Source organism: Rhizobium ruizarguesonis, from assembly GCF_017357285.1.
Taxonomy (GTDB): domain Bacteria; phylum Pseudomonadota; class Alphaproteobacteria; order Rhizobiales; family Rhizobiaceae; genus Rhizobium; species Rhizobium ruizarguesonis.
Map to the genome: position 1 here is coordinate 430,538 of NZ_CP071681.1, position 18,837 is coordinate 449,374.

Annotated in this window: 19 protein-coding genes; 11 read left to right on the plus strand and 8 right to left on the minus strand. The window is 60.2% G+C overall.

Translation table 11 applies throughout. The annotated features are described in order from the left end of the window. Positions 1 to 9: 9 nt before the first annotated feature. Both J3P73_RS33045 and J3P73_RS33050 read left to right on the plus strand, forming a co-directional pair. Positions 10 to 867, plus strand: a complete 858-nt coding sequence (locus tag J3P73_RS33045) for a helix-turn-helix transcriptional regulator (protein ID WP_018069403.1) — start codon at positions 10 to 12, stop codon at positions 865 to 867. A 93-nt stretch (positions 868 to 960) separates the two neighbouring features. Next, a complete protein-coding gene (locus J3P73_RS33050; RefSeq protein WP_207580268.1) occupies positions 961 to 1,863 on the plus strand; it encodes an NAD(P)H-binding protein in 903 nt (300 codons plus the stop codon). A gap of 17 nt (positions 1,864 to 1,880) precedes the next feature. Here J3P73_RS33050 and J3P73_RS33055 read toward each other — a convergent pair whose 3' ends face one another. Together J3P73_RS33055 and J3P73_RS33060 are read right to left on the minus strand one after the other, a co-directional pair. Continuing rightward, complete coding sequence (locus J3P73_RS33055) at positions 1,881 to 2,792, minus strand: acetamidase/formamidase family protein (RefSeq protein ID WP_024320181.1); 912 nt, start codon at positions 2,790 to 2,792, stop codon at positions 1,881 to 1,883. Positions 2,793 to 3,039: 247 nt separating this feature from the next. After that, positions 3,040 to 3,657 carry an outer membrane protein gene (locus J3P73_RS33060; protein ID WP_130698737.1) on the minus strand — a complete coding sequence of 206 codons (618 nt, stop codon included), beginning with the start codon at positions 3,655 to 3,657 and terminating at the stop codon, positions 3,040 to 3,042. Between the two features lie 431 nt (positions 3,658 to 4,088). On the opposite strand from J3P73_RS33060, the gene J3P73_RS33065 reads away from it, so the two are divergent. Next, positions 4,089 to 5,099 (plus strand): IS30 family transposase, encoded by a 1,011-nt coding sequence (locus J3P73_RS33065; RefSeq protein ID WP_017968913.1) that lies wholly within the window; start codon positions 4,089 to 4,091, stop codon positions 5,097 to 5,099. Between the two features lie 368 nt (positions 5,100 to 5,467). On the opposite strand, the gene J3P73_RS33070 is transcribed toward J3P73_RS33065, so the two are convergent. Next, positions 5,468 to 6,463 carry a LacI family DNA-binding transcriptional regulator gene (locus J3P73_RS33070; RefSeq protein WP_130707079.1) on the minus strand — a complete coding sequence of 332 codons (996 nt, stop codon included), beginning with the start codon at positions 6,461 to 6,463 and terminating at the stop codon, positions 5,468 to 5,470. A 174-nt stretch (positions 6,464 to 6,637) separates the two neighbouring features. On the opposite strand from J3P73_RS33070, the gene J3P73_RS33075 reads away from it, so the two are divergent. The 8 genes from J3P73_RS33075 (at position 6,638) to J3P73_RS33110 (ending at position 13,949) form a co-directional block, all read left to right on the plus strand. Further along, on the plus strand, positions 6,638 to 7,585 hold the full coding sequence (locus tag J3P73_RS33075; RefSeq protein ID WP_018067898.1) for a sugar ABC transporter substrate-binding protein: 948 nt from the start codon (positions 6,638 to 6,640) through the stop codon (positions 7,583 to 7,585). 124 nt (positions 7,586 to 7,709) lie between these two features. Continuing rightward, complete coding sequence (locus tag J3P73_RS33080) at positions 7,710 to 8,831, plus strand: ABC transporter permease (protein WP_018482320.1); 1,122 nt, start codon at positions 7,710 to 7,712, stop codon at positions 8,829 to 8,831. Between the two features lie 2 nt (positions 8,832 to 8,833). Further along, entirely contained in the window at positions 8,834 to 9,628 is a 795-nt protein-coding gene (locus J3P73_RS33085) for an ATP-binding cassette domain-containing protein (protein WP_130707078.1), read from the plus strand. Between the two features lie 84 nt (positions 9,629 to 9,712). Next, positions 9,713 to 10,516 carry a TIM barrel protein gene (locus J3P73_RS33090; protein WP_027688747.1) on the plus strand — a complete coding sequence of 268 codons (804 nt, stop codon included), beginning with the start codon at positions 9,713 to 9,715 and terminating at the stop codon, positions 10,514 to 10,516. A gap of 42 nt (positions 10,517 to 10,558) precedes the next feature. Continuing rightward, a complete protein-coding gene (iolG, locus tag J3P73_RS33095) occupies positions 10,559 to 11,551 on the plus strand; it encodes an inositol 2-dehydrogenase (RefSeq protein WP_130674366.1) in 993 nt (330 codons plus the stop codon). Between the two features lie 124 nt (positions 11,552 to 11,675). Continuing rightward, entirely contained in the window at positions 11,676 to 11,963 is a 288-nt protein-coding gene (locus J3P73_RS33100) for a MurR/RpiR family transcriptional regulator (protein ID WP_018070821.1), read from the plus strand. A 290-nt stretch (positions 11,964 to 12,253) separates the two neighbouring features. Beyond that, positions 12,254 to 13,486, plus strand: coding sequence for a protein-L-isoaspartate(D-aspartate) O-methyltransferase (locus tag J3P73_RS33105; RefSeq protein ID WP_130707077.1), 1,233 nt, complete (start codon positions 12,254 to 12,256; stop codon positions 13,484 to 13,486). Positions 13,487 to 13,496: 10 nt separating this feature from the next. Continuing rightward, the gene (locus J3P73_RS33110) at positions 13,497 to 13,949 is read left to right on the plus strand and encodes a DUF421 domain-containing protein (RefSeq protein WP_018070819.1); all 453 of its coding nucleotides are present in this window, start codon (positions 13,497 to 13,499) and stop codon (positions 13,947 to 13,949) included. An 84-nt stretch (positions 13,950 to 14,033) separates the two neighbouring features. On the opposite strand, the gene J3P73_RS33115 is transcribed toward J3P73_RS33110, so the two are convergent. Genes J3P73_RS33115 through J3P73_RS33135 form a run of 5 tightly spaced genes read right to left on the minus strand, consistent with a single transcriptional unit; the run spans position 14,034 to position 18,836 of the window. Further along, positions 14,034 to 14,798 carry a FadR/GntR family transcriptional regulator gene (locus J3P73_RS33115; protein WP_027688744.1) on the minus strand — a complete coding sequence of 255 codons (765 nt, stop codon included), beginning with the start codon at positions 14,796 to 14,798 and terminating at the stop codon, positions 14,034 to 14,036. A gap of 24 nt (positions 14,799 to 14,822) precedes the next feature. Beyond that, complete coding sequence (locus J3P73_RS33120; RefSeq protein ID WP_130707076.1) at positions 14,823 to 15,887, minus strand: four-carbon acid sugar kinase family protein; 1,065 nt, start codon at positions 15,885 to 15,887, stop codon at positions 14,823 to 14,825. Further along, positions 15,884 to 16,876 (minus strand): ABC transporter ATP-binding protein, encoded by a 993-nt coding sequence (locus tag J3P73_RS33125; protein ID WP_025398453.1) that lies wholly within the window; start codon positions 16,874 to 16,876, stop codon positions 15,884 to 15,886. The genes J3P73_RS33120 and J3P73_RS33125 overlap by 4 nt, the downstream gene beginning before the upstream one ends. Then, positions 16,876 to 17,883 carry an ABC transporter ATP-binding protein gene (locus J3P73_RS33130; RefSeq protein WP_018070816.1) on the minus strand — a complete coding sequence of 336 codons (1,008 nt, stop codon included), beginning with the start codon at positions 17,881 to 17,883 and terminating at the stop codon, positions 16,876 to 16,878. Before J3P73_RS33130 ends, J3P73_RS33125 begins: the two co-directional genes overlap by 1 nt. After that, positions 17,880 to 18,836: an ABC transporter permease gene (locus J3P73_RS33135; protein WP_027688742.1), complete on the minus strand. Its 957-nt coding sequence runs from the start codon at positions 18,834 to 18,836 to the stop codon at positions 17,880 to 17,882. Before J3P73_RS33135 ends, J3P73_RS33130 begins: the two co-directional genes overlap by 4 nt. Between the last annotated feature and the right edge of the window lies 1 nt (position 18,837).

Below are 18,837 nucleotides of genomic sequence, written 5' to 3' on the forward strand. Positions count from 1 at the left end.
AACGGGCCGATGAACGATCATCCGCAGACAGGCGGCGCGACAATCCTCGCAACGAGCAGGGCGCGCGGCTGGCGCGGTCTGGAGGCCGATCTTGTGCGCATCCCGCCTGGCCGCACGCATATTTCAGGCACGCCCTATCATCGCCTCGGAATCCATGTCGGCCGGCCGGTGCGGGCGCAATGCCGCTGCGACGGGCGGGAGCATCGCCGACTGCAGAAGCATGGCGATATCGATGTGGTGCCGGCCGGGCTCGATGGTGTCTGGGAGGACGACCGCGAATGCATGATCCTGCGGCTGAGGATCAGCAAGGATCTTTTCCATCGGGCTGCGATCGATCTCGGCCGCGATCCCGCGACGACAATCGTGCCGCAATTTCAGCTCCGTGATCCGCGGCTCGAGGCAATCGCCTGGGCCTTGAAAGCGGAACTCGAAGCGGATGTGCCGTCCGATAACCTCTATGCCGATACGCTGGCGACGGCCCTCGCGCTCCGTCTGGTCGAGGCCAGCGGCGATACCTCTCGTCCGGTGGATAACGGCAGAGCGCTCTCGCCCCGTCAGAAGCGGATGCTTGCCGACTACATCGAGGATAATCTCGACACGTCGCTTTCGCTTGCCGAACTGGCAGGTCTTGCCGGACTGAGCCTCTCGCATCTGAAGACACAGTTTCGAAACAGTTTCGGTATGCCGCCGCATCGGTATGTGCTGCACCGCCGGGTGGCTCGCGTCGAGGTGCTGATCCGGAGTTCCGGCCTGCCCTTGAGCCAGATTGCGCTTGAGGCCGGCTTTGCGCATCAAAGCCATATGGCAAACAGCATGAAGCGGCTGCTTGGCATCAGCCCCGGCACCATTACCCGCTCGCGCAATTAAAAAAATTGGCCGATCCTGCAACGGATCGGCCGAATGCGCAGGCAATACCCCCGGCGGCAGTACATCTTCCTTCCTCTGTTCTCAGTCGAAGGAATGATCATGTTTGTCATCTTTGGCGCCACCGGCAAGGTCGGCAAGGCAACGATAACAAGACTTCGGGCCAAGGGCGCACCCGTCAGGGCAGTGCTCCGTGATCCCGCTAAAGCCGCACCCCTTGCGGCGCTCGGATGCGAGATCGCCATGGCCGAGGTCGGCGATGCCGATGCCATGGCCGTCGCGATGAGAGATGCGACGGCTGTACAGCTCATCTGCCCGATCAATCCTCGCGCCGCCGATGCCAGCCGCCAGATGCTGCAGTCGATCGAGCGGATGGCGGAGGCGATCGATGCCGCCCGGCCGCCGTGCATCCTGGCAATCTCGGATTACGGCGCGCATCTGACGATCGATACCGGCATAACCAGCCTCTTCCGTGCGATGGAGGAGCGGTTCCGGGAGTGCAGCGCCAGGATGGTCTTTCTGCGTTCGGCCGAACATATGGAAAACTGGGCACGCTACCTGACGATCGCCGGTGAGACCGGTGTGATGCCAAGCATGCACCTGCCGCTGTCGCGACCTTTCGCGACCGTCTCCGCCGCCGATATCGGCGATATGGCCGCCGACCTTCTGCTGACCGATGAGGATCATGGCCCTTTGCCGCGGATTGTCCATGGCGAAGGGCCGCGGGAATACACGGCGCTCGACATCGCCGCGGCTTTAGGCCAGGTGCTGGCGCGGAGCGTCGTTGCACACGAACTGCCACGCGCCAATTGGCCGGCAACGCTGATGCGGTCGGGGCTTTCGGAAAGTTACGCGGAGCTGATCGTCAGGCTCGCCGAGGCGCACAATAAAGGCCTGATCGGAGCCGAAGCCGGTGTCGGCGAAATCCGCCGTGGCCGCACGGATATTGCCGTTGCCCTCGAGTCATTTCGTCCTGAAATCCGGCAAGATATCGTGTGACGTTCAACCTGAGCGACCTATCCGCGGGTCAGCCACTTCTTGGCAACACGGCAAGCCATCGTATAGGCCGGATCGAAGACGTTGCCGACGTCATAGCGCACCACCTGGCCGAGCAGATGGCTGGCCGCCGTCTTGTCGAGGCCATAATCCGAGGCCAGCCAGTTCAGCATTTCGCTGGTCGCGTGCTGGAGCGCCTGATCGAGGGGCCGGGCGTTGCCGATGGTGAAGATGTCGTCAGCGGTTTCGCCGCGCGGCCAGACCAGTCCGGCCTTCTTTTCCACCGTCAGACGCACGGTGACCTCGAACGTCGTCTCGATGCCGGTTCCGACGATCTCGCCATCCCCTTGCACGGCATGACAGTCACCAAGAAAGAACAGGGCGCCGGGGGCCGATACGGGCAAGCGGACGGTGGTGCCGGGGCCGAACAGCCGATAGTCCATGTTGCCACCATATTCGCCGCTGGTTGCGGTCGATATCGCCTGGCCGAGGCTGGGCGCCACGCCGAAACAGCCGATCATCGGGGCAAGCGGCAGAACGAAATTTTCGAGGCCGCCGACCGGCTCGGAAAGCCGGACGGTCAATGCCTCACGGTCGATCGCCCAGATGGCGATATCGCGCGGCGGCAGGTCGCGAACCGCCTCCGGATCGACCACACTGGCCGCGACGACGCTGCGGGTAAAACCCGTGTCCCTGGTCGGGATCATGCTGATGATCTCGACCTTCAGCACATCTCCGGGCTCAGCACCTTCCACGAAGATCGGGCCGTTCATCGGATTGGGGCCGGATGTCTGCTTGATGCCATCCTTGTCATGCCCGGCGGCGTCGAGCGTTTCAGTGACGACGGTGTCGCCGTCGGCGATGTGCAGGGCCGGCGGAAGAGAACCGATGACATTGTGAAAGATCGTCGGAATGAAGCGGTGAGTGGTCATGAGAATACAGCTCTCGCTCGTTTCGAATATGATGAGCCTGCGGCTGAACTGCCCGGCGGAGAGAGTTCGAGACTAGATCAGAGATTGCCTGCAATGCCAATATCCGCAGCACCGCCCGAAAAATACAGGTCGGCCGCAATTCCGGGGCCGATGGGCAGGCCGTCAAATCAGCCTATCTTTGTGCGCACCGGGCCGGATTCGCGGATGATCACGCCTCGACCGAGTCGAAGCGTGATCAGATCGACGTTCAGAATTTGAAGCTGGTGCCGATTGTTACCTTTTGCTGATTCACCTCGAAATCGCCGAGCGCCGAACCGAAATCCTTGCGTCCGAAGTCGTCATAGCGATATTCAGCCCGCATCATTATGTTGTCGGTTAGGGCCCGTTCCACACCGCCACCGGCGGTCCAGCCAATCAGAATGTCGTCCTTCTTGCCAATTCCAGGCACGTCGACTTCTCCACCCGCGGCCGCCAAACCCCCGGTTCCGTAGATCAGCGTACGGTCCAGGGCATATCCCACGCGACCACGCGCCGAGCCGTCCCATTTGAGGGAAACGTCGCTTCCATCCTTCCAGTTGTAGTTGAAGTCATTCTCGATACCGAAGATGAAAGGACCGTGCTGGAAATTATAGCCGCCGTAAATACCCGTCGAACCTCCATCGAGATCCTGCTCGGATCCGTTGAGGTAGCTCGCATGTGTCGAGGTGTATCCGCCTTGAAGCCCGAGATAAAATCCCGACCAGTCGAAGGCCGACTGGGTCTGTTCCTGTTGAACGTAAGCAGGATCCTGAACCACGGCATCGGCGGCAATGGCCGGCACCGCCGAGAAAGCCACGGCGGCCAACACGATTATCTTTGTGTACATTAAAGTGCCTCGTCATTTCGATTATTGGAGAGGGCTTCAGCAAACCGGCAAGTCGGCTGGGACCGATGCACTATGCTGCGGTTCGGTGTTGCGGTTTGCACTTTATTGTTGAGATATGTTGTGACCGTGCGCGTCTTGGACGCGGCGCTTCCGCCAAGGTCGCGCGGGGCTTCGAGCGAGCCACCGGAAAAATGTCGATCGCTGGCCGCGCTATTCGGAGAATGTGACATTCCAACTTTGGAGAAACTTCAACTTTGCGGCCGCAAAACTGCGGTCATAAATAGAGGCTAAAAATTAAATCATTGTAATTAAACGGGTATTGTAGTTCCATAACATGCATTACGCCACTTTGTTGTGTAGCCGGGGTGGGTTCAAGGATGAAGCGCGACTTGCAATAGATAACAACGATTTATCCCTGCAAGGAACGAGATATGAAGCGCACCTACTCCCAGATCGATATGGAGGAACGCCGCAAGATTGCCCGCTGGCGCACGGCTGGGATCAGCGTTGACGTGATCGCCGAGAAGCTGCACCGGCATCGCTCAACCATTTTCCGTGAGCTGCGCCGCAATACGTTCGAGGATCGTGAGATGCCGGACCTCAACGGTTACTACTGCGTGATGGCCAATGACATGGCGCGAGAACGGCGTGCCAAGCTGCGCAAACTTGCCCGGTTCTCGCAGCTGCGCCAATCGGTGATCGAGCGCATCATGCATGGCTGGTCGCCACAACAGATCGCTGGCCGATTGCAGCTTGAGCGCCATCCGATCTCCGTCAGCCATGAGACGATCTATAAGTTCGCCTATTCCTCGGACGGTCACGCGATCAAACTGTGGCGACACCTGCCGGAGCATCGTGCCAGACGCAGGCCGCGCCACGCCAGACGCCGCCATGGCAGGCGGTTCACCCCGGATGTCAACATTCTCTACCGGCCAGACGCCGTCGCCGAGCGCAAACAGTTCGGGCATTGGGAATGCGATCTCATCCAGTTTCGCAAGAAGTTCGGAAAGGCCAACGTGACGTCGCTGGTCGAACGGGTCAGCCGATTTGCCGTCTTGCTGCGCAACAATGACCGGCAATCGAGGCCGGTGATGGACGGCCTGATCCAGGTGCTGCAATCCCTGCCCCACCTCGCCCGCCGCTCGATCACCTTCGATCGTGGCACGGAGTTCACTGACTGGCCTTACCTGCAGGCCAGCATCGGAGCGCAGACATGGTTTTGCGATCCGCAATCCCCGTGGCAGAAGGGCACCGTCGAGAACACCAATAGACGGGCCAGGAAATGGCTTTCGAGAGAGGTCGATCCACTGTCTCTCAGCGACCGCGATCTGACCGAGATCTGCAACCGCCTGAACGCAACGCCACGCAAATGCCTCGGCTACAAAACACCGGCAGAAGTCTTCCGCCAGAAACTCCTCGCCCAAATCCGGCGCACCGGTTAGCCTCTCAAAGCCCGCAGGTCGCGGTTCAGCATGAACTCACCCCGCAAAGTTGAAGTGTCCTGTTTCTGCAAAGTTAGAATGTCACACTCCCCGGGTTTGATGACGGTGGAGATTGCGGATGGGACTGATATCGATGAGCGAGCGCGACCTGCAACGGATCGAGATTCTATCGAAGGTCATCGCCGAGTCAGCCGGCTGCGGAATGACCGGGTGTTCCTCAGTGCATGAGGATGTCGCCTTGCATGTCGGATTCGAGTTGCAGGCAGGCCGCCCAAAGCGGTGTCTTTTGGTACATCCCATTCTGAAGGATGGTCAGTCCGTCGGAAGTGCTTCGCACGGATGCTTCGCGGCCGCGTCTTGGGGTCATTTCATGCCGATGATCTCAGCACGAGGCGCCCGGGCATGACAACCGTTTCGCTGTCGTCTTTTCCGGTTATCATAGCGACCAGGGCATTGATCATCGCCTCGGTGGGCTGTTGGTAACTGGTCAATTCGTAGGCGGGAGCCTCGCCGAGTTCGATGTTATCGAAGCCGACGACTGCCACGTCTTGCGGAATTCTTAGGCCGAACTCGCTACGGATGACATCCATCGCTCCCAGCGCCAAGATGTCATTTTCACACATCAATACGTCGACGCGCGACTCGGGCGCAGTCGTGCTCAAATAGATGCGCGCCGCCTCTGCGCCAGCTTGGGCGCTGTATCTTTCCGCGGCTAATTCGGTGACGCGTTCGATGCCTTTCCGGCGCCAAAAACTTGCATAGTGATGGCGCCTGCCCAGCGCGGTCGACAAGGTTCTCGCTCCCGTCATAAAACCGGGACGGCGATATCCCTTGTTAAACAGGTAATCGACGATCTCGCCGAGAGCGAGTTCTGCATCGCAGGCAATCGCGGGAACGCCAGGGATTTGGCTGTCTCTTGCAAGAACGAACATCGGCGGGAAACCTCGGCCAAGCCGTCGCTCACCGAGCGTTTCCTCGCGAAAGGCCGTACCGAACAGTATCACGGCATCGAATTGTCGTTGGTCGGCGTTGATCAAGGCGTGAACGTGATCGAAATGGCGGTTGATGTTGATCAATACTGTCAGCAGACCCTCCGCCTGCAGGCGCTCGGTCAACATCTCCAGAACCGGAAGCTTGTGCGGATTGGCAAAGTCATCGACGAAGACGGCCACCTGATGGGTGGTGTTCGTCGCAAGACTGCGGGCAAGCAGGTTAGGCGAATAGTTGAGAACCTCGGCCGCCTGAAGCACCTTTTGTCGGCTTGCTTCCGTAATCGACGCACCCGGCGTGAACGCACGAATGACGGTCCATTTCGACACGCCGGCGGCTTCCGCCACCTCTTTCGCTGTCGCCCGTTTACGCATGGCCGTCTCCTCCTGAATGGAATGAATATTCCACAAAAAAATAAAAATGGAATGGATGCTTGATTTTTGTCGACAATAAAGTAGTTTTATCGAGCTTGCTACCGGGTGCAAATGGAGTTGCAACCGGTAGCATTGGGAGGTTCGCGTAGTGCGGACTGTTTTTGGGAGGGTAAAATGAAATTCGGTTTGAAATCGCTTCTCGCGGGCGCGGCCGTTGCTGCTGCGCTCATGTGCTCTTCGGCAATAGCCAATGCCGCTGACATTCGCATCGTCGCCGTCACCCACGGCCAGGCCAATGATCCTTTCTGGTCCGTCGTCAAGAACGGCGTCAACGCAGCGGCGAAGGACATGGGTATTAGCGTCGATTATCGCGCTCCGGAAACTTTCGACATGGTGTCGATGGGGCAGCTCATCGATGCGGCCGTCAATCAGAAGCCCGATGGGCTCATCGTCTCCATTCCAGACGCCTCAGCACTCGGTCCATCCATCAAGAAGGCTGTCGCCGCCGGTATCCCGGTTATTTCCATCAATTCCGGTTCCGACGTTTCAAAGGAGTTGGGAGCGCTGCTGCATGTCGGCCAGGACGAATATACCGCCGGCAAAGCCGCCGGTGGGAAACTGCATGAGCTGGGCGGCAAGGAAGGCCTGTGCGTGAACCAGGAGGTCGGCAATGTTTCGCTCGATCTGCGCTGCAAGGGCTTTGCCGACGGTTTCGGCGGCAAGGTCACGGTTCTACCCGTCAGCAACGATCCGGCTGATGTCCGTGCGAAGGTCAAGGCAGCGCTGAGTTCCAATACTGCCGTCGATACTGTCATGGCGCTTGGTGCCGGTACGGCCGGCGAGCCTTCGCTCGCGGCCGTCGAGGATGTCGGAATGACCGGCAAGATCAAGGTGGCGACATTCGACCTTTCAGCTGATTTCCTGAAGGCCGTGGCCGACGGTAAGGCTGCCTTCGCGATCGATCAGCAGCAGTTCCTGCAGGGCTATCTACCGGTCGTATTCTTGGCCAACTATGCCAAATACGGGCTTATCCCGGGGGGGAATGTTCCATCCGGCCCGAACCTTATCACTAAGGAAAAGGCGGCCCAAGTCGTGGATCTTTCCGCCAAGGGTATTCGCTAACCGGAATTGCCGAAGGGCATTCTCCCAGAATCTCCTCCCCCTTGATGGGGAGGGGGTTTGGCCGACTGACCGCGCTGCCGAGCAGCGCCAACGCTACCCTAAATTATGATCCGTGGGAGGAGTTATGGCTTCGCTTGAGCAGAGAACGGCGGCTGCGCCGAAGGCCGATGAGCGCGTCAAACAAGTAAGTTTTTTGACGCACATGATGCGGCGGCCCGAGCTTGGTGCCGTGGCTGGCCTTGTTCTCGTCATCGTCTTTTTCTTTCTCACCGCCGACCGTACCATGTTCTCGCTTTCCGGCCTGATGACCATCATGGCGCCGGCGTCGCAATTGGGGATTCTGGCCATTGCGGCGGCCCTTCTGATGATCGGCGGCGAGTTTGATCTTTCGATCGGCTCGATGGTGGCCTTTGCGGGACTGATTTTCGGCGTCATCCTTACGAATTTCGGCCAGCCGCTTTCGGTTGCCATCGTCATGACGATGCTTTTTGCCGCGTTCATGGGGGCGATCAACGGGCAGATCGTCATTCACACGCGCCTTCCGTCCTTCATCGTGACCCTGGCATTCCTCTTCATTCTCCGTGGCTTGACGCTCGTCGGCCTGAAATGGGCGACAGGCGGCTCAACGCAGCTTCGTGGCATCGGCGACCGCGTCAAGGACAGTCCGCTGCTTGGCTTTTTTTCCGGCGATGCGCTGAAGGGCGTCTTTGTCTGGCTTGCGGATCACGACCTGATCGACAAGTTCCCCAACGGCATGCCGAAGGTCACGGGCATCCCGGTATCGGTATTGTGGTTCGTGGCGCTTGCCCTGGCTGCGACCTGGGTCCTCCTGCGCACTCGCATGGGCAACTGGATCTTTGCCGCCGGTGGTGATCCCAATGCGGCGAGAAACTCTGGCGTCCCGGTCCACAGGGTCAAGACCGGCCTGTTTGCGCTGACGGCATGCGCGGCGGCTCTGGTCGCCATCATCACTGTGCTCGATGCCGGCTCCACGGATGCCAGACGCGGCTTTCAGAAAGAGTTCGAGGCGATCATTGCCGCCGTCATTGGTGGGTGCTTGCTGACAGGCGGCTATGGTTCGGCGATTGGCGCCTTCTTCGGCGCGATCATCTTCGGCTCGGTCTCGATCGGTCTGACCTACACCAAGTTCGATTCCGACTGGTTTCAGGTCTTCCTGGGCTCGATGCTGCTGCTGGCCGTTCTTTTCAACAATTTCATCCGCCGCAAGGTTACCGGGGAGCGCTGATCATGGCTGATGCCAATATTCGAATGCCGATCATTGAAGTGACCGACATTGTCAAGCACTACGGCTCGGTGATTGCTCTCAACGGCGTATCGATGCATGTGTCGGCCGGAGAGGTGCTTTGTCTCCTCGGAGACAATGGCGCGGGCAAATCCACTTTGATCAAGACGCTCTCCGGCGTTGTCCGTCCAAGCGGCGGCGCGTTCCTGGTCGAAGGCAAGCCTGTCAATTTCAGCAGCCCGCGCGATGCGCTCGATGCTGGCATCGCGACCGTCTATCAGGATCTCGCCATGATCCCGCTGATGTCGATCACCCGCAATTTCTTCATGGGACGAGAGCCCCGCAAGGGCTTCTTCCCCTTCCGTCACCTCGACCTTACACACTGCAACAATGTCACGCGTGAGGAGATGCACAAGATCGGCATCGATATCCGCGATCCCAATCAGGCAGTGGGCACTCTGTCTGGAGGCGAACGCCAATGCGTTGCGATTGCGCGTGCGGTCTACTTCGGCGCCAAGATCCTCATTCTCGATGAGCCGACTTCGGCGCTCGGCGTGGCGCAAACCTCGATGGTGCTGAAATACATCCACCAAGTTCGACAGAAAGGATTGGGCGTCATTTTCATCACCCACAATGTCCGCCATGCCTATGCCGTCGCGGACCGTTTCACCATCCTCAATCGCGGCCAGACGCTTGGCACCTTTGGTAAGGCGGACATCGCGATGGATGAGCTTCAGAACCTCATGGCCGGCGGCAAGGAACTGCAGCAATTGTCCGAAGAACTCGGTGGCACGATCTAGCCGGCTTGGTTCCGAGGCGGCGTTCGATTGGTTTTCAAGGGCCGTCGCCGCCTTTCACTCAATCATCAATCATGGAATACGGTCATGAACGACGGCTCGCCGAATGCCTCATCCCCCTTCACGCTCGCGGTCTGTGCCGAGATGGTCTTCAAGTCGCTGCCCGTCGTCGATAGGCTCAAGCGCATCACCGAACTCGGCTTTCACGCCGAGATCTGGGATTGGACGAAACATGACATCGCCGCCCTTGCAAGATCAGGAGCGGTCTTCTCGTCAATGACGGGCTATGTGACTGGAACGCTTGCCGATGACGCGGGCGCAGACGAATTGCTGCGAACTGCGAAGCAATCGATCCCGGTCGCCAGGGAGCTCAATTGCCCGCGCCTCAACCTGCACGGGACCGGTCTTGACGGCCAGGGTTTGCCGGTGGTCAAGGCCGACAAAGTGACGGGCGCCATGTGGCTCAAGGCGCACGACACGCTTAGCCGTATCGCCGACCTCGGCGAGAAAGAGGGCGTCACTTTCGTGCTCGAAAACCTCAACGAAGCAGTCGATCACCCCAAGACACCGTTTGCCAAGGCCGAAGATACGCTTGCGCTCGTTTCGTCAGTAAACCGGCCGGCGCTGAAGCTCAATCTCGACCTCTATCACGCTCAGATCGGCGAAGGAAACCTAATCGAGCTATGCCGGCGCGCTCTGCCCCATATCGGCGAAATCCAGGTGGCGGATGTTCCGGGCCGCATGGAGCCGGGTACCGGAGAGATCAACTACAAGGCAATTGCTCGTGCGCTCAAGGATATGGGCTATCGCGGCACGATCGGCATGGAGGCCTGGGCTTCCGGCGACGATGAGACGGCGCTTGCCCGTTTCCGCGACGCCTTCACGGTTTGAAGATTTCGATAGTCAACACTTAGACGTCATGGAGAAATATCAATGATCAGGTTTGGAGTGATCGGCGCCGGCCGAATAGGCAAGGTGCATGCCGCGACTATTGCGGCGAACCCGAAGGCGAAGCTCGTCTATGTGGCGGATGCCTTCAGAGCATCGGCGCAGTCACTTGCCGCGCAGACGAGCGCCGAGGTTGCCGACGCGGAGGATGTCATCACGTCCTCAAACGTCGATGCGATCCTGATTGCGACACCGACCCCCAGCCACGCCGATCTCATCGAGGCGGCGGCGAAGGCCGGCAAGGCTATCCTCTGCGAAAAGCCGGTGTCCCTGTCGGTCGAGCGCATCAATGCCTGCCTCGACGTCGTCGAGAAGAACAAGTCGACTTTGATGATCGGCTTCAATCGCCGGTTTGACCCGAACTTCGCCAACGTGGAAGCGCGCCTGCGCCACGGGGACATCGGCGAAATCGAGATCGTGACGATCACCAGCCGAGATCCCGCGCCGCCGCCGGCTGATTACGTCAAATCCTCCGGCGGCCTGTTCCGCGATATGATGATTCATGACTTCGACATGGCCCGTTTCCTCATGGGGGAAGAATTCGTCGTCGTGAATGCACTTGGATCCTCGCTCGTTGATAAGGCGATCGGAGCCGAGGGCGATGTGGATACTGCAGCCGTGCAGATGCAGACGGCTTCCGGGCGCATTGCCGTTATCACCAATTCGCGCCGGGCGACTTATGGCTACGACCAGCGCATCGAAGTCCACGGAGCTACAGGCATGCTTGCGGCGAGGAATATCCATGCAACCAGCGTCGAGCTTTCCAATGCGAATGGTGTTAGCGGCGATCCCGTCCAGTATTTCTTCCTTGAACGCTACGCCCAGGCCTACGCCAACGAGATCAATGCCTTCATTGATGCGATCGACAGCGGCAACCGTTCGCCGAAGCCCGGCGGAATTGATGGCCTCCAGGCTCAGAAACTGGCGGAGGCCGCCACCGTGAGCTGGCAGACGGGCAGGCCGGTGCGGGTCGATTAACAAGTTTCGATGCGGCCATGTCCTCACATGGCCGCATCGCCACCGGGGATGACGCGCCGCCTTCCATATGCATCCGGGTCGCACCGAGATTGCTGGAAGACGGATCTTTGGAAGGTGAAGCGCAATGCTACAGGATAGAGACCACCGTCCTCCCGCGACACTGCAGGAACTGAAGTACCTGATCGCCAAACGGCAGATCGTCTTTCCCAACAGTCTCGAACAGGTCGCGAGGCAGATTATAGAACGGCCGGAAATGATTGCATTCGAAAGTGCCGCTGCGATTGCCCGCAATTGCAGGGTTTCTCAAACGACGGTTCACCGACTTGCACAGCACATCGGGTTTCGAACATTGCGCGAGTTTCGCGCGATGATAAGAGATCATCTTCGCAAGATTTCCGCAAATCATCGCTAGGGGGCTGTCTGGCTATCCCTGTTCGACGAACGGCCGTTCCGCGTGCTGAAAAATCAGCGCTCGCGTTTACGTGGCACTTTGACGTCTTCCCGCGCCTGATTGGGATTCTGTTCGTGGAATCGGGTACATTCTATTTTCAAGTGCGACACGCTTGCGTGTCGCTTTGCTATTCCCTTGGCGCTTGCCGAAAACCTGCTCCTTTCAGGAACTCCCCGGTCGCCCATTTGTTTTACATTCTGCACCACCCATAAGTTTGCCCAAGGTGCAGTCGGCGACAGTGGAACTGATCCATGGATATGACGCGCGTCCGAGATCGCATGGTGGAGCACCACGTTACGCGTCGTGGCATTCGTGATCCAGGCGTGACCGAAGCCATGCGCACGGTGCCGCGCGAAAAATTCGTTCCTCCAGGCTCCGAGGAATTCGCCTACGAGGATGCACCGCTGGCGATCGGCCAAGGCCAGACAATTTCGCAGCCGTTCATCGTGGCTCTGATGCTCGAAAAGGCCAATCTTGATGCCGGTGACACAGTGCTCGAGGTCGGAACAGGTTCCGGCTACGCTTCAGCCCTCCTGAGCCGGGTAGCAAGGCACGTCTATTCCATCGAGCGCCACGAAGCGCTGGCGCTTCAGGCCAAGCAACGGTTTGAGAAACTGGGATACCGCAACATTGACGTTCGCGTCGGCGATGGCAGCAAGGGCTGGGCGGAGGCCGCCCCCTTCGATGCCATTATTGTTTCTGCGAGCGCACCAGAGGTGCCAACCGCCTTGAAAGAGCAGTTGGGCCTCGGAGGGCGGCTCATCATTCCGGTCGGCCGCTGTGACGCGCAGCGCCTGAAACGGGTCACGCGTACCGGGGACGCCGCGTTCGAAGAAGAAGATCTCGGCGGGGTGCTCTTCGTTCCCTTGATCGGCGAAGATGCCTGGACTGCTACCCATCCGATGTACACGGCCACGGCCCCCTCATTGGAGGGAACGCTTGCCTCCGAGCCAAGTTCTCCGCAAGACGCACAGGGAGGGGGCATGGGAAAGATACACCCGTTGCCCGCGTTGCCGGAAGGTGTGGTCGATTACACCGAATTTCAGCAAACTTACTGGGCGGTTCAACGTATTTCCTGGATCGTGTTCACGCTTCTTCTGCTGACCTGCTTGCTGGGTTTGCTTGGAAGAGGCGGTCCATTTTCGCGGCAAACTCTTCTGTTGGCCGATGGGTCCGTGGACTTTCCCGTCATCTCCCGATGGAATGCTCCCGAGAATATGACCGTGAACTTCACGCCGTCATCCGAAGACAGGGTCTTCACGATCGATGCCGCCTTTCTGCAAACCTTCTCGGTTCAGGGCATCGATCCACCCCAAAAGGCGACTTTCGTGCGCGAAGGCCGGATAGGCTATGTGTTTCCTGCCGACCCGGCAGGACCGACGCGGATCGTGTTCCGTCTGCAAACGCAACTCCCGGGCCCGCGTCCTACCATCATCGGCATGGATGGAGAGACGCGCAGCCAATCCACTTTCATCTTTCCATGAGGGCGGCACGGTGGATGCGGTGTTACGCGGACTGGCAATCTATTTCACCCTGCTCGTGATCATCCGCTTGTCGGGAAGACGGACATTGGCTCAGATGACGCCGTTTGATCTGGTGATCGTGCTGGTGATTTCCGAGACCACCCAGCAGGCGATGCTGGGCGATGACTTCTCGATCACCAACGCCGTCGTCTTGATCCTCACGCTGTTTACGACCGACATCGGCCTGTCTTACGTGAAGAGGTGGTGGCCTCGCGCAGCTCATATCATCGATGGCGTTCCAACCGTTCTGGTGACGGATGGCGTCTACGATGAGCGCGCGCTCAAAGGCGCCCGACTGCAGAAGGAGGACGTCATGCAAGCGGCTCGAAGCCAGGAAGGCATTGAGAGCGTTACGGAGATAAAATTTGCCATCCTCGAAGTGAGCGGCAACATCAGCATCATCAAGAAGCAGAAATCCGGCTGACAATCGACGACGAAGGAGACATCCCGCTTTAAGGGCATGAACTCTCTTGCCATTTCCGAGCTGCTTGGCGCTTGGGAATGCGCGTCAGAAGGATAGGTCGAGCACCCTGCCCTCGAACAGGCGATCCCGAGAACCTTCGAGATGCGCCTTCATCAGTCTTTGTGCATCGTCAGGCCGGCCATCGGCGATCGCCTTGTAGATGGCGTTATGCTCTTCATAGACCTGTTCCAACCCTTGGCGGGGGCCGAGCAAAGAGAGGCCGTGGAGATGCATGCCAACGGCGATATGGGCCTTCAGCGCATCGATCGAGGCCGTGTAATAATGATTGTTGGCAGCTTCCGTCACCGCGCGGTGGAAGAGGAAATCGGCGTCGGTGCGGTGAAGCTGATGGCTGGTCGCCTCACGCAGATCCGCAAGCGCGCTGGCGATCTTCTGAATGGCCTGCTCATTGCGGCGTTTGGCGGCGAAATAGGCCGCCGCCGGCTCGATCGTCAGGCGGAATTCGTAGCAGCGTTGAATGTCGGCGATCGTCTTGACCGGCGAATAGGCAAGCTGCGTCGTCGGCGATCCATGCGCGCTGACGAAGGTGCCGGCGCCCTGCCGGGCATAGACCATGCCCTGATCGCGCAGGCGCGCCAGCGCATCGCGGACGATCGGCCGCGATACACCCAGCATCGAGGCAAGCTCATGCTCGCCGGGAAGGCGTGAATCCGGCGGATAGTTTCCGCCGCGGATACGCTCGAGCAACTGGTCGAAGACGCGATCGACCAGCTTGACGGCCTTGCCGCGTTCAGGCTTACCCGGCGGGCCGGCTTCCGCGTTCAAAGGTTCGCCATTCACTTCAGCCACGTCATTCTCCCCGGCGGTATCTTACTATGCCGCCCGATTCCAAAGAACCAGTCTTAGCAAACTATCGGGCTTGCCGAAGCCCCCGGACTTCACCGCGCACCGAAAATGCCGTCCGTCGACGGCCGTGACATCGAACCACGGCACGCCGGCCTCGATTTCGCCCTTCGGCGCCAGAACTCTGACCCCGAGCGCCTGGAAAACGGCAAGCGCCGTGTCGCCGCCGCCGACCATCAGCATGTCAGGCTTGGTATCGTCGATGACCGATCTGACGCCTGCCGCAAAACGGCGGGCGACCAATGCCGCATCGGCCGCCATATCGCCGGTGCAACGCAGCAGCGCCGGCAGCGCCATACCCTCCCCGACTTCGACCTGCCCCATCGGCGCGTCCACCACCATGCGCAGGACACCCGAGGCTTCGAGCCGGTCCATCTGGGTAGCGGTAATCGGGTCGCGCGAGCCAAAGGCGAACAGGGTACGCCGGGTCGCCGCAAACTCCGGCACCGATTGCTGCCCCGTCTCGCCGAGCTGGCGGGCAAGTGCGGAACCCAGACCCCGTGCGCCGACCGCAAGCGTCAGCCGCCAGTCATGATCGGCAACGATCTGGTCGAGATCACTATCGTCCTTTGCATCGGCAACAGCAACATTGCCCGTACGGCCTTCGAACAGATCGGCGATCGGCAGTGGCTTGTCGACGCCGCGGCCGACAACACAGCCCCTAAAGGTCAGACGCTCCTGATCGGGAATAGCGGGCGCCACCAGGATAGTCTCCAGGCCGAGCGCATCGGCCAGCGCCAGGCTCTCCGCCGCGACATTGCCCTTCAGCCGGGAGTCGATCTTCTTCATAACGACTGCGGGCTTCACGCCACGAAGTGCCGCGGTCGCGAAGCGGACCCTCTCGGCAGCTTCCGGTTCGCCAAGCGCACGCGAAGCGGTGTTGACGACGACGACATCACAGCCGGTGGCGATCGCATCCTGGGCAGCCTCGACATCGACGGCGACCGCAACCGAAAGTCCGGCGTCGACGAAGGGCGTGCCGGTATCGAGCGCACCCGTCAGATCATCGGCGACGATAACGGCCTTCAGCGTCATGCGGTCTGTCCGGTGTTGACGGCGTGACAGGCCACGAGATGGCCGGGTTTTGCTTCCTGCCACGCGGGGATGACCTTGCTGCAGACATCCATGGCAATCGGGCAGCGCGTGTGAAAGCGGCAGCCGGTCGGCGGGTTCAGCGGGCTCGGCACATCGCCCTGCAGGATCTGACGCTGGCGGGTGCGCTCATGTTCGGGATCGGTCTCCGGAACGGCCGACAGCAGCGCCCTGGTATAGGGGTGCAGCGGATTGTCGAAGAGCTCCTCGCGGGTGGCAAGTTCGGCGAGCCGCCCGAGATACATGACGCCGACACGGGTGCTGATGTGGCGCACGACTGCGAGATCATGGGCGATAAAGAGATAGGTCAGCCCATATTTTTCCTGCAGATCGAGCAGCAGGTTGATGATCTGCGCCTGGATCGACACGTCGAGCGCCGAGATCGCCTCGTCGCAAACAATGAATTTCGGCTGGCAGGCGAGCGCGCGGGCAATCACGACTCGCTGCCGCTGGCCGCCGGAAAGCTCATGCGGGTAACGCTGGGCAAACCGCGTCGGCAGGCCGACATCGGTGAGCAGCGTCGCGACCCTGTCCTTCAGCTCGGCCTTGGTGCAGAGCTTGTGGAAGAGGATCGGCTCGCCGATCGCCTCGCCCACCGTCATGCGCGGATTGAGGGTCGAATACGGATCCTGGAAGACGATCTGCAGGTCGCGGCGGAAGGGCCGCATCTGCTTTTCGTCGAGCGTCGCGAGATCCTGGCCCTTGTAAACGACCTTGCCGCTGGTCGCCTTGTAGAGGTTGAGGATGGTGAAACCGGTCGTCGACTTGCCGCAGCCGGATTCGCCGACCAGGCTCAGCGTCTCGCCTTCCATGATGTCGAGATTGACATTGTCGAGCGCATAGACGGTTGCCGAGCGTTCACCGAAGGCGCCGAGCTTGACGTGGAAATGCTTGACCAGATTTTCGATCTTGAGCAGTGGCTGAGCACCCATCACGCGGCCTCCTGCATTCTCTGGACGACGAAACAGGCGGCGCGGTGATTGCTGCTGCCGCTCAACGGTTCCAGCCGCGGCACCTTCTCGCGGCAGATGTTCTCCACAAGCGGGCAGCGCGGCGCAAATGGGCAACCCTTCGGCCGGCGGCCAGGCTCCGGCGGCGTGCCGCCGATCGAGCTCAGCCGGCTTGCCGGCGGGTCCGAGAGCTTCGGGATCGAAGACAGCAGGCCGCGCGTATAGGGATGGCTCGGGCGGGCATAGAGCTCGTCGACCGGCGCATCTTCGACCACCGTGCCGGCATAGAGCACGGCGACACGATCGACGAGGCCGGCGATCAGCGCCAGATCATGGGTGATCCAGACAACCGACATGCCGAGCTTGGTCCTGAGATCCTTCACCAGATCGACGATCTGGGCCTGGATGGTGACGTCGAGCGCCGTCGTCGGCTCGTCGGCAATCAAAAGCTTGGGATTGCAGGCAAGGCCGATTGCGATCATCACGCGCTGGCGCATGCCGCCGGAAAGTTCGTGCGGATAGGCCTGCAGGCGCTCTTCCGGGCCAGGAATACCGACAAGGCGCAGAAGCTCGACGGCACGTCTGCGGGCCTCCGCCTTTTTCATTCCGCGGTGATAGATCAGCGGCTCGCAGATCTGATCGCCGACGCGCATGACGGGATTCAGCGATGTCATCGGATCCTGGAAGACGAAGCCGATATCGCCGCCGCGCACCTTGCGCAGCTCTCTATTCGACATCGTCTGCAGGTCGCGGCCGTCGAATGTCGCCGATCCCTTGGTGACTTTGATCTTGTTCGGCAGGAGCCGCATCAGGCTCAGCATGGTCAGGCTCTTGCCGCAGCCGGATTCGCCGACCACACCAAGCGTCTCACCCTTGTCGACATGGAGATCGATGCCGTCGACGACGATGGCGGGGCCATTGCGGCCATCGATTTCGACGGTGAGGCCCCTGACATCGAGCAGGCGGTTGGTGCTTTTCATGTCCATCATTTGCTGCCCCGCGGATTGAGCGCGTCGTTGAGGCCGTCGCCAAGGAAGCTGAAGGCAACCGAGGCAAGGCCGAGCACGGCCGCCGGAGCGGCGAGAAGGTGGGGATAATGCTGCCAGACACGCAGGCCGTCCGAGATCATGTTACCCCAGCTCGGCGTCGGCGGATTGACCCCGACGCCAAGGAAGCTGAAAGCACTTTCCAGCACCATCGCCGTGCCCAGGCCGGCGCTGACCGAGACGATCAAAGGCCCCAGCGCATTCGGAATGACATAACGCTTGATGATGATCCAGTTTGATAGGCCGAGCGCCTGGGCCGCGGTGATATAGGGCCGGCTGCGGATCGACAGCACCTGGGCGCGGACGAGACGGGCGTAAGGCGGCCAGGAGATCAGCGCCATAGAGCCGAAGACGAGGATGAAATCCACCCACATGGTTTCGCGGTAGAAGGGATTGAGGGTCGCGAGGTAACGCGCCTCCATCCATTTGCTGATCGGCGACTTCAGCGAGGCGTTGATGACGACGACGAGCAGCAGGTTGGGAACCGACATCGTCACGTCGGTCAGCCACATGATGACGCGATCGAACGGATTGCCGAAGAAACCGGCGACGGCCCCGAGCACCAGCCCGATCAGCACGGCGAAGACGGTGACGATGACGGCGACGAGGAAAGCGGTGCGCGTGCCGAAGACCACCCGGCTGAACACGTCGCGGCCGAGATCGTCGGTTCCGAAGAGGTGGCTCATCGACGGCAGGACGTTGCGGGCGTTGAGATCCTGGCTCAGATAATCATAGGGAGTGAGGTAAGGCCCGAAGATCGCCGTGAAGGCGAGGATCACGACGATGACGAGGCCGAAGATGGCAAGCCGGTTGCGCCTCAGTCGATACCAGGCGTCGCGCCACAGGCTGACCGGTTCTTCGACGGTTTCGATGGTGGAAAGAGGGATGGCGGACATG

Bases quoted from the DNA above. Each gene is read 5' to 3' on its own strand.
- J3P73_RS33130 (WP_018070816.1), bottom strand. From the start codon at position 17,883: ATGATGGACATGAAAAGCACCAACCGCCTGCTCGATGTCAGGGGCCTC.
- J3P73_RS33085 (WP_130707078.1), top strand. From the start codon at position 8,834: ATGGCTGATGCCAATATTCGAATGCCGATCATTGAAGTGACCGACATT.
- J3P73_RS33120 (WP_130707076.1), bottom strand. From the start codon at position 15,887: ATGACGCTGAAGGCCGTTATCGTCGCCGATGATCTGACGGGTGCGCTC.
- J3P73_RS33125 (WP_025398453.1), bottom strand. From the start codon at position 16,876: ATGGGTGCTCAGCCACTGCTCAAGATCGAAAATCTGGTCAAGCATTTC.
- J3P73_RS33045 (WP_018069403.1), top strand. From the start codon at position 10: ATGAACGATCATCCGCAGACAGGCGGCGCGACAATCCTCGCAACGAGC.
- iolG (WP_130674366.1), top strand. From the start codon at position 10,559: ATGATCAGGTTTGGAGTGATCGGCGCCGGCCGAATAGGCAAGGTGCAT.
- J3P73_RS33090 (WP_027688747.1), top strand. From the start codon at position 9,713: ATGAACGACGGCTCGCCGAATGCCTCATCCCCCTTCACGCTCGCGGTC.
- J3P73_RS33055 (WP_024320181.1), bottom strand. From the start codon at position 2,792: ATGACCACTCACCGCTTCATTCCGACGATCTTTCACAATGTCATCGGT.
- J3P73_RS33135 (WP_027688742.1), bottom strand. From the start codon at position 18,836: ATGTCCGCCATCCCTCTTTCCACCATCGAAACCGTCGAAGAACCGGTC.
- J3P73_RS33100 (WP_018070821.1), top strand. From the start codon at position 11,676: ATGCTACAGGATAGAGACCACCGTCCTCCCGCGACACTGCAGGAACTG.
- J3P73_RS33105 (WP_130707077.1), top strand. From the start codon at position 12,254: ATGGATATGACGCGCGTCCGAGATCGCATGGTGGAGCACCACGTTACG.
- J3P73_RS33070 (WP_130707079.1), bottom strand. From the start codon at position 6,463: ATGCGTAAACGGGCGACAGCGAAAGAGGTGGCGGAAGCCGCCGGCGTG.
- J3P73_RS33075 (WP_018067898.1), top strand. From the start codon at position 6,638: ATGAAATTCGGTTTGAAATCGCTTCTCGCGGGCGCGGCCGTTGCTGCT.
- J3P73_RS33080 (WP_018482320.1), top strand. From the start codon at position 7,710: ATGGCTTCGCTTGAGCAGAGAACGGCGGCTGCGCCGAAGGCCGATGAG.
- J3P73_RS33050 (WP_207580268.1), top strand. From the start codon at position 961: ATGATCATGTTTGTCATCTTTGGCGCCACCGGCAAGGTCGGCAAGGCA.
- J3P73_RS33065 (WP_017968913.1), top strand. From the start codon at position 4,089: ATGAAGCGCACCTACTCCCAGATCGATATGGAGGAACGCCGCAAGATT.
- J3P73_RS33060 (WP_130698737.1), bottom strand. From the start codon at position 3,657: ATGTACACAAAGATAATCGTGTTGGCCGCCGTGGCTTTCTCGGCGGTG.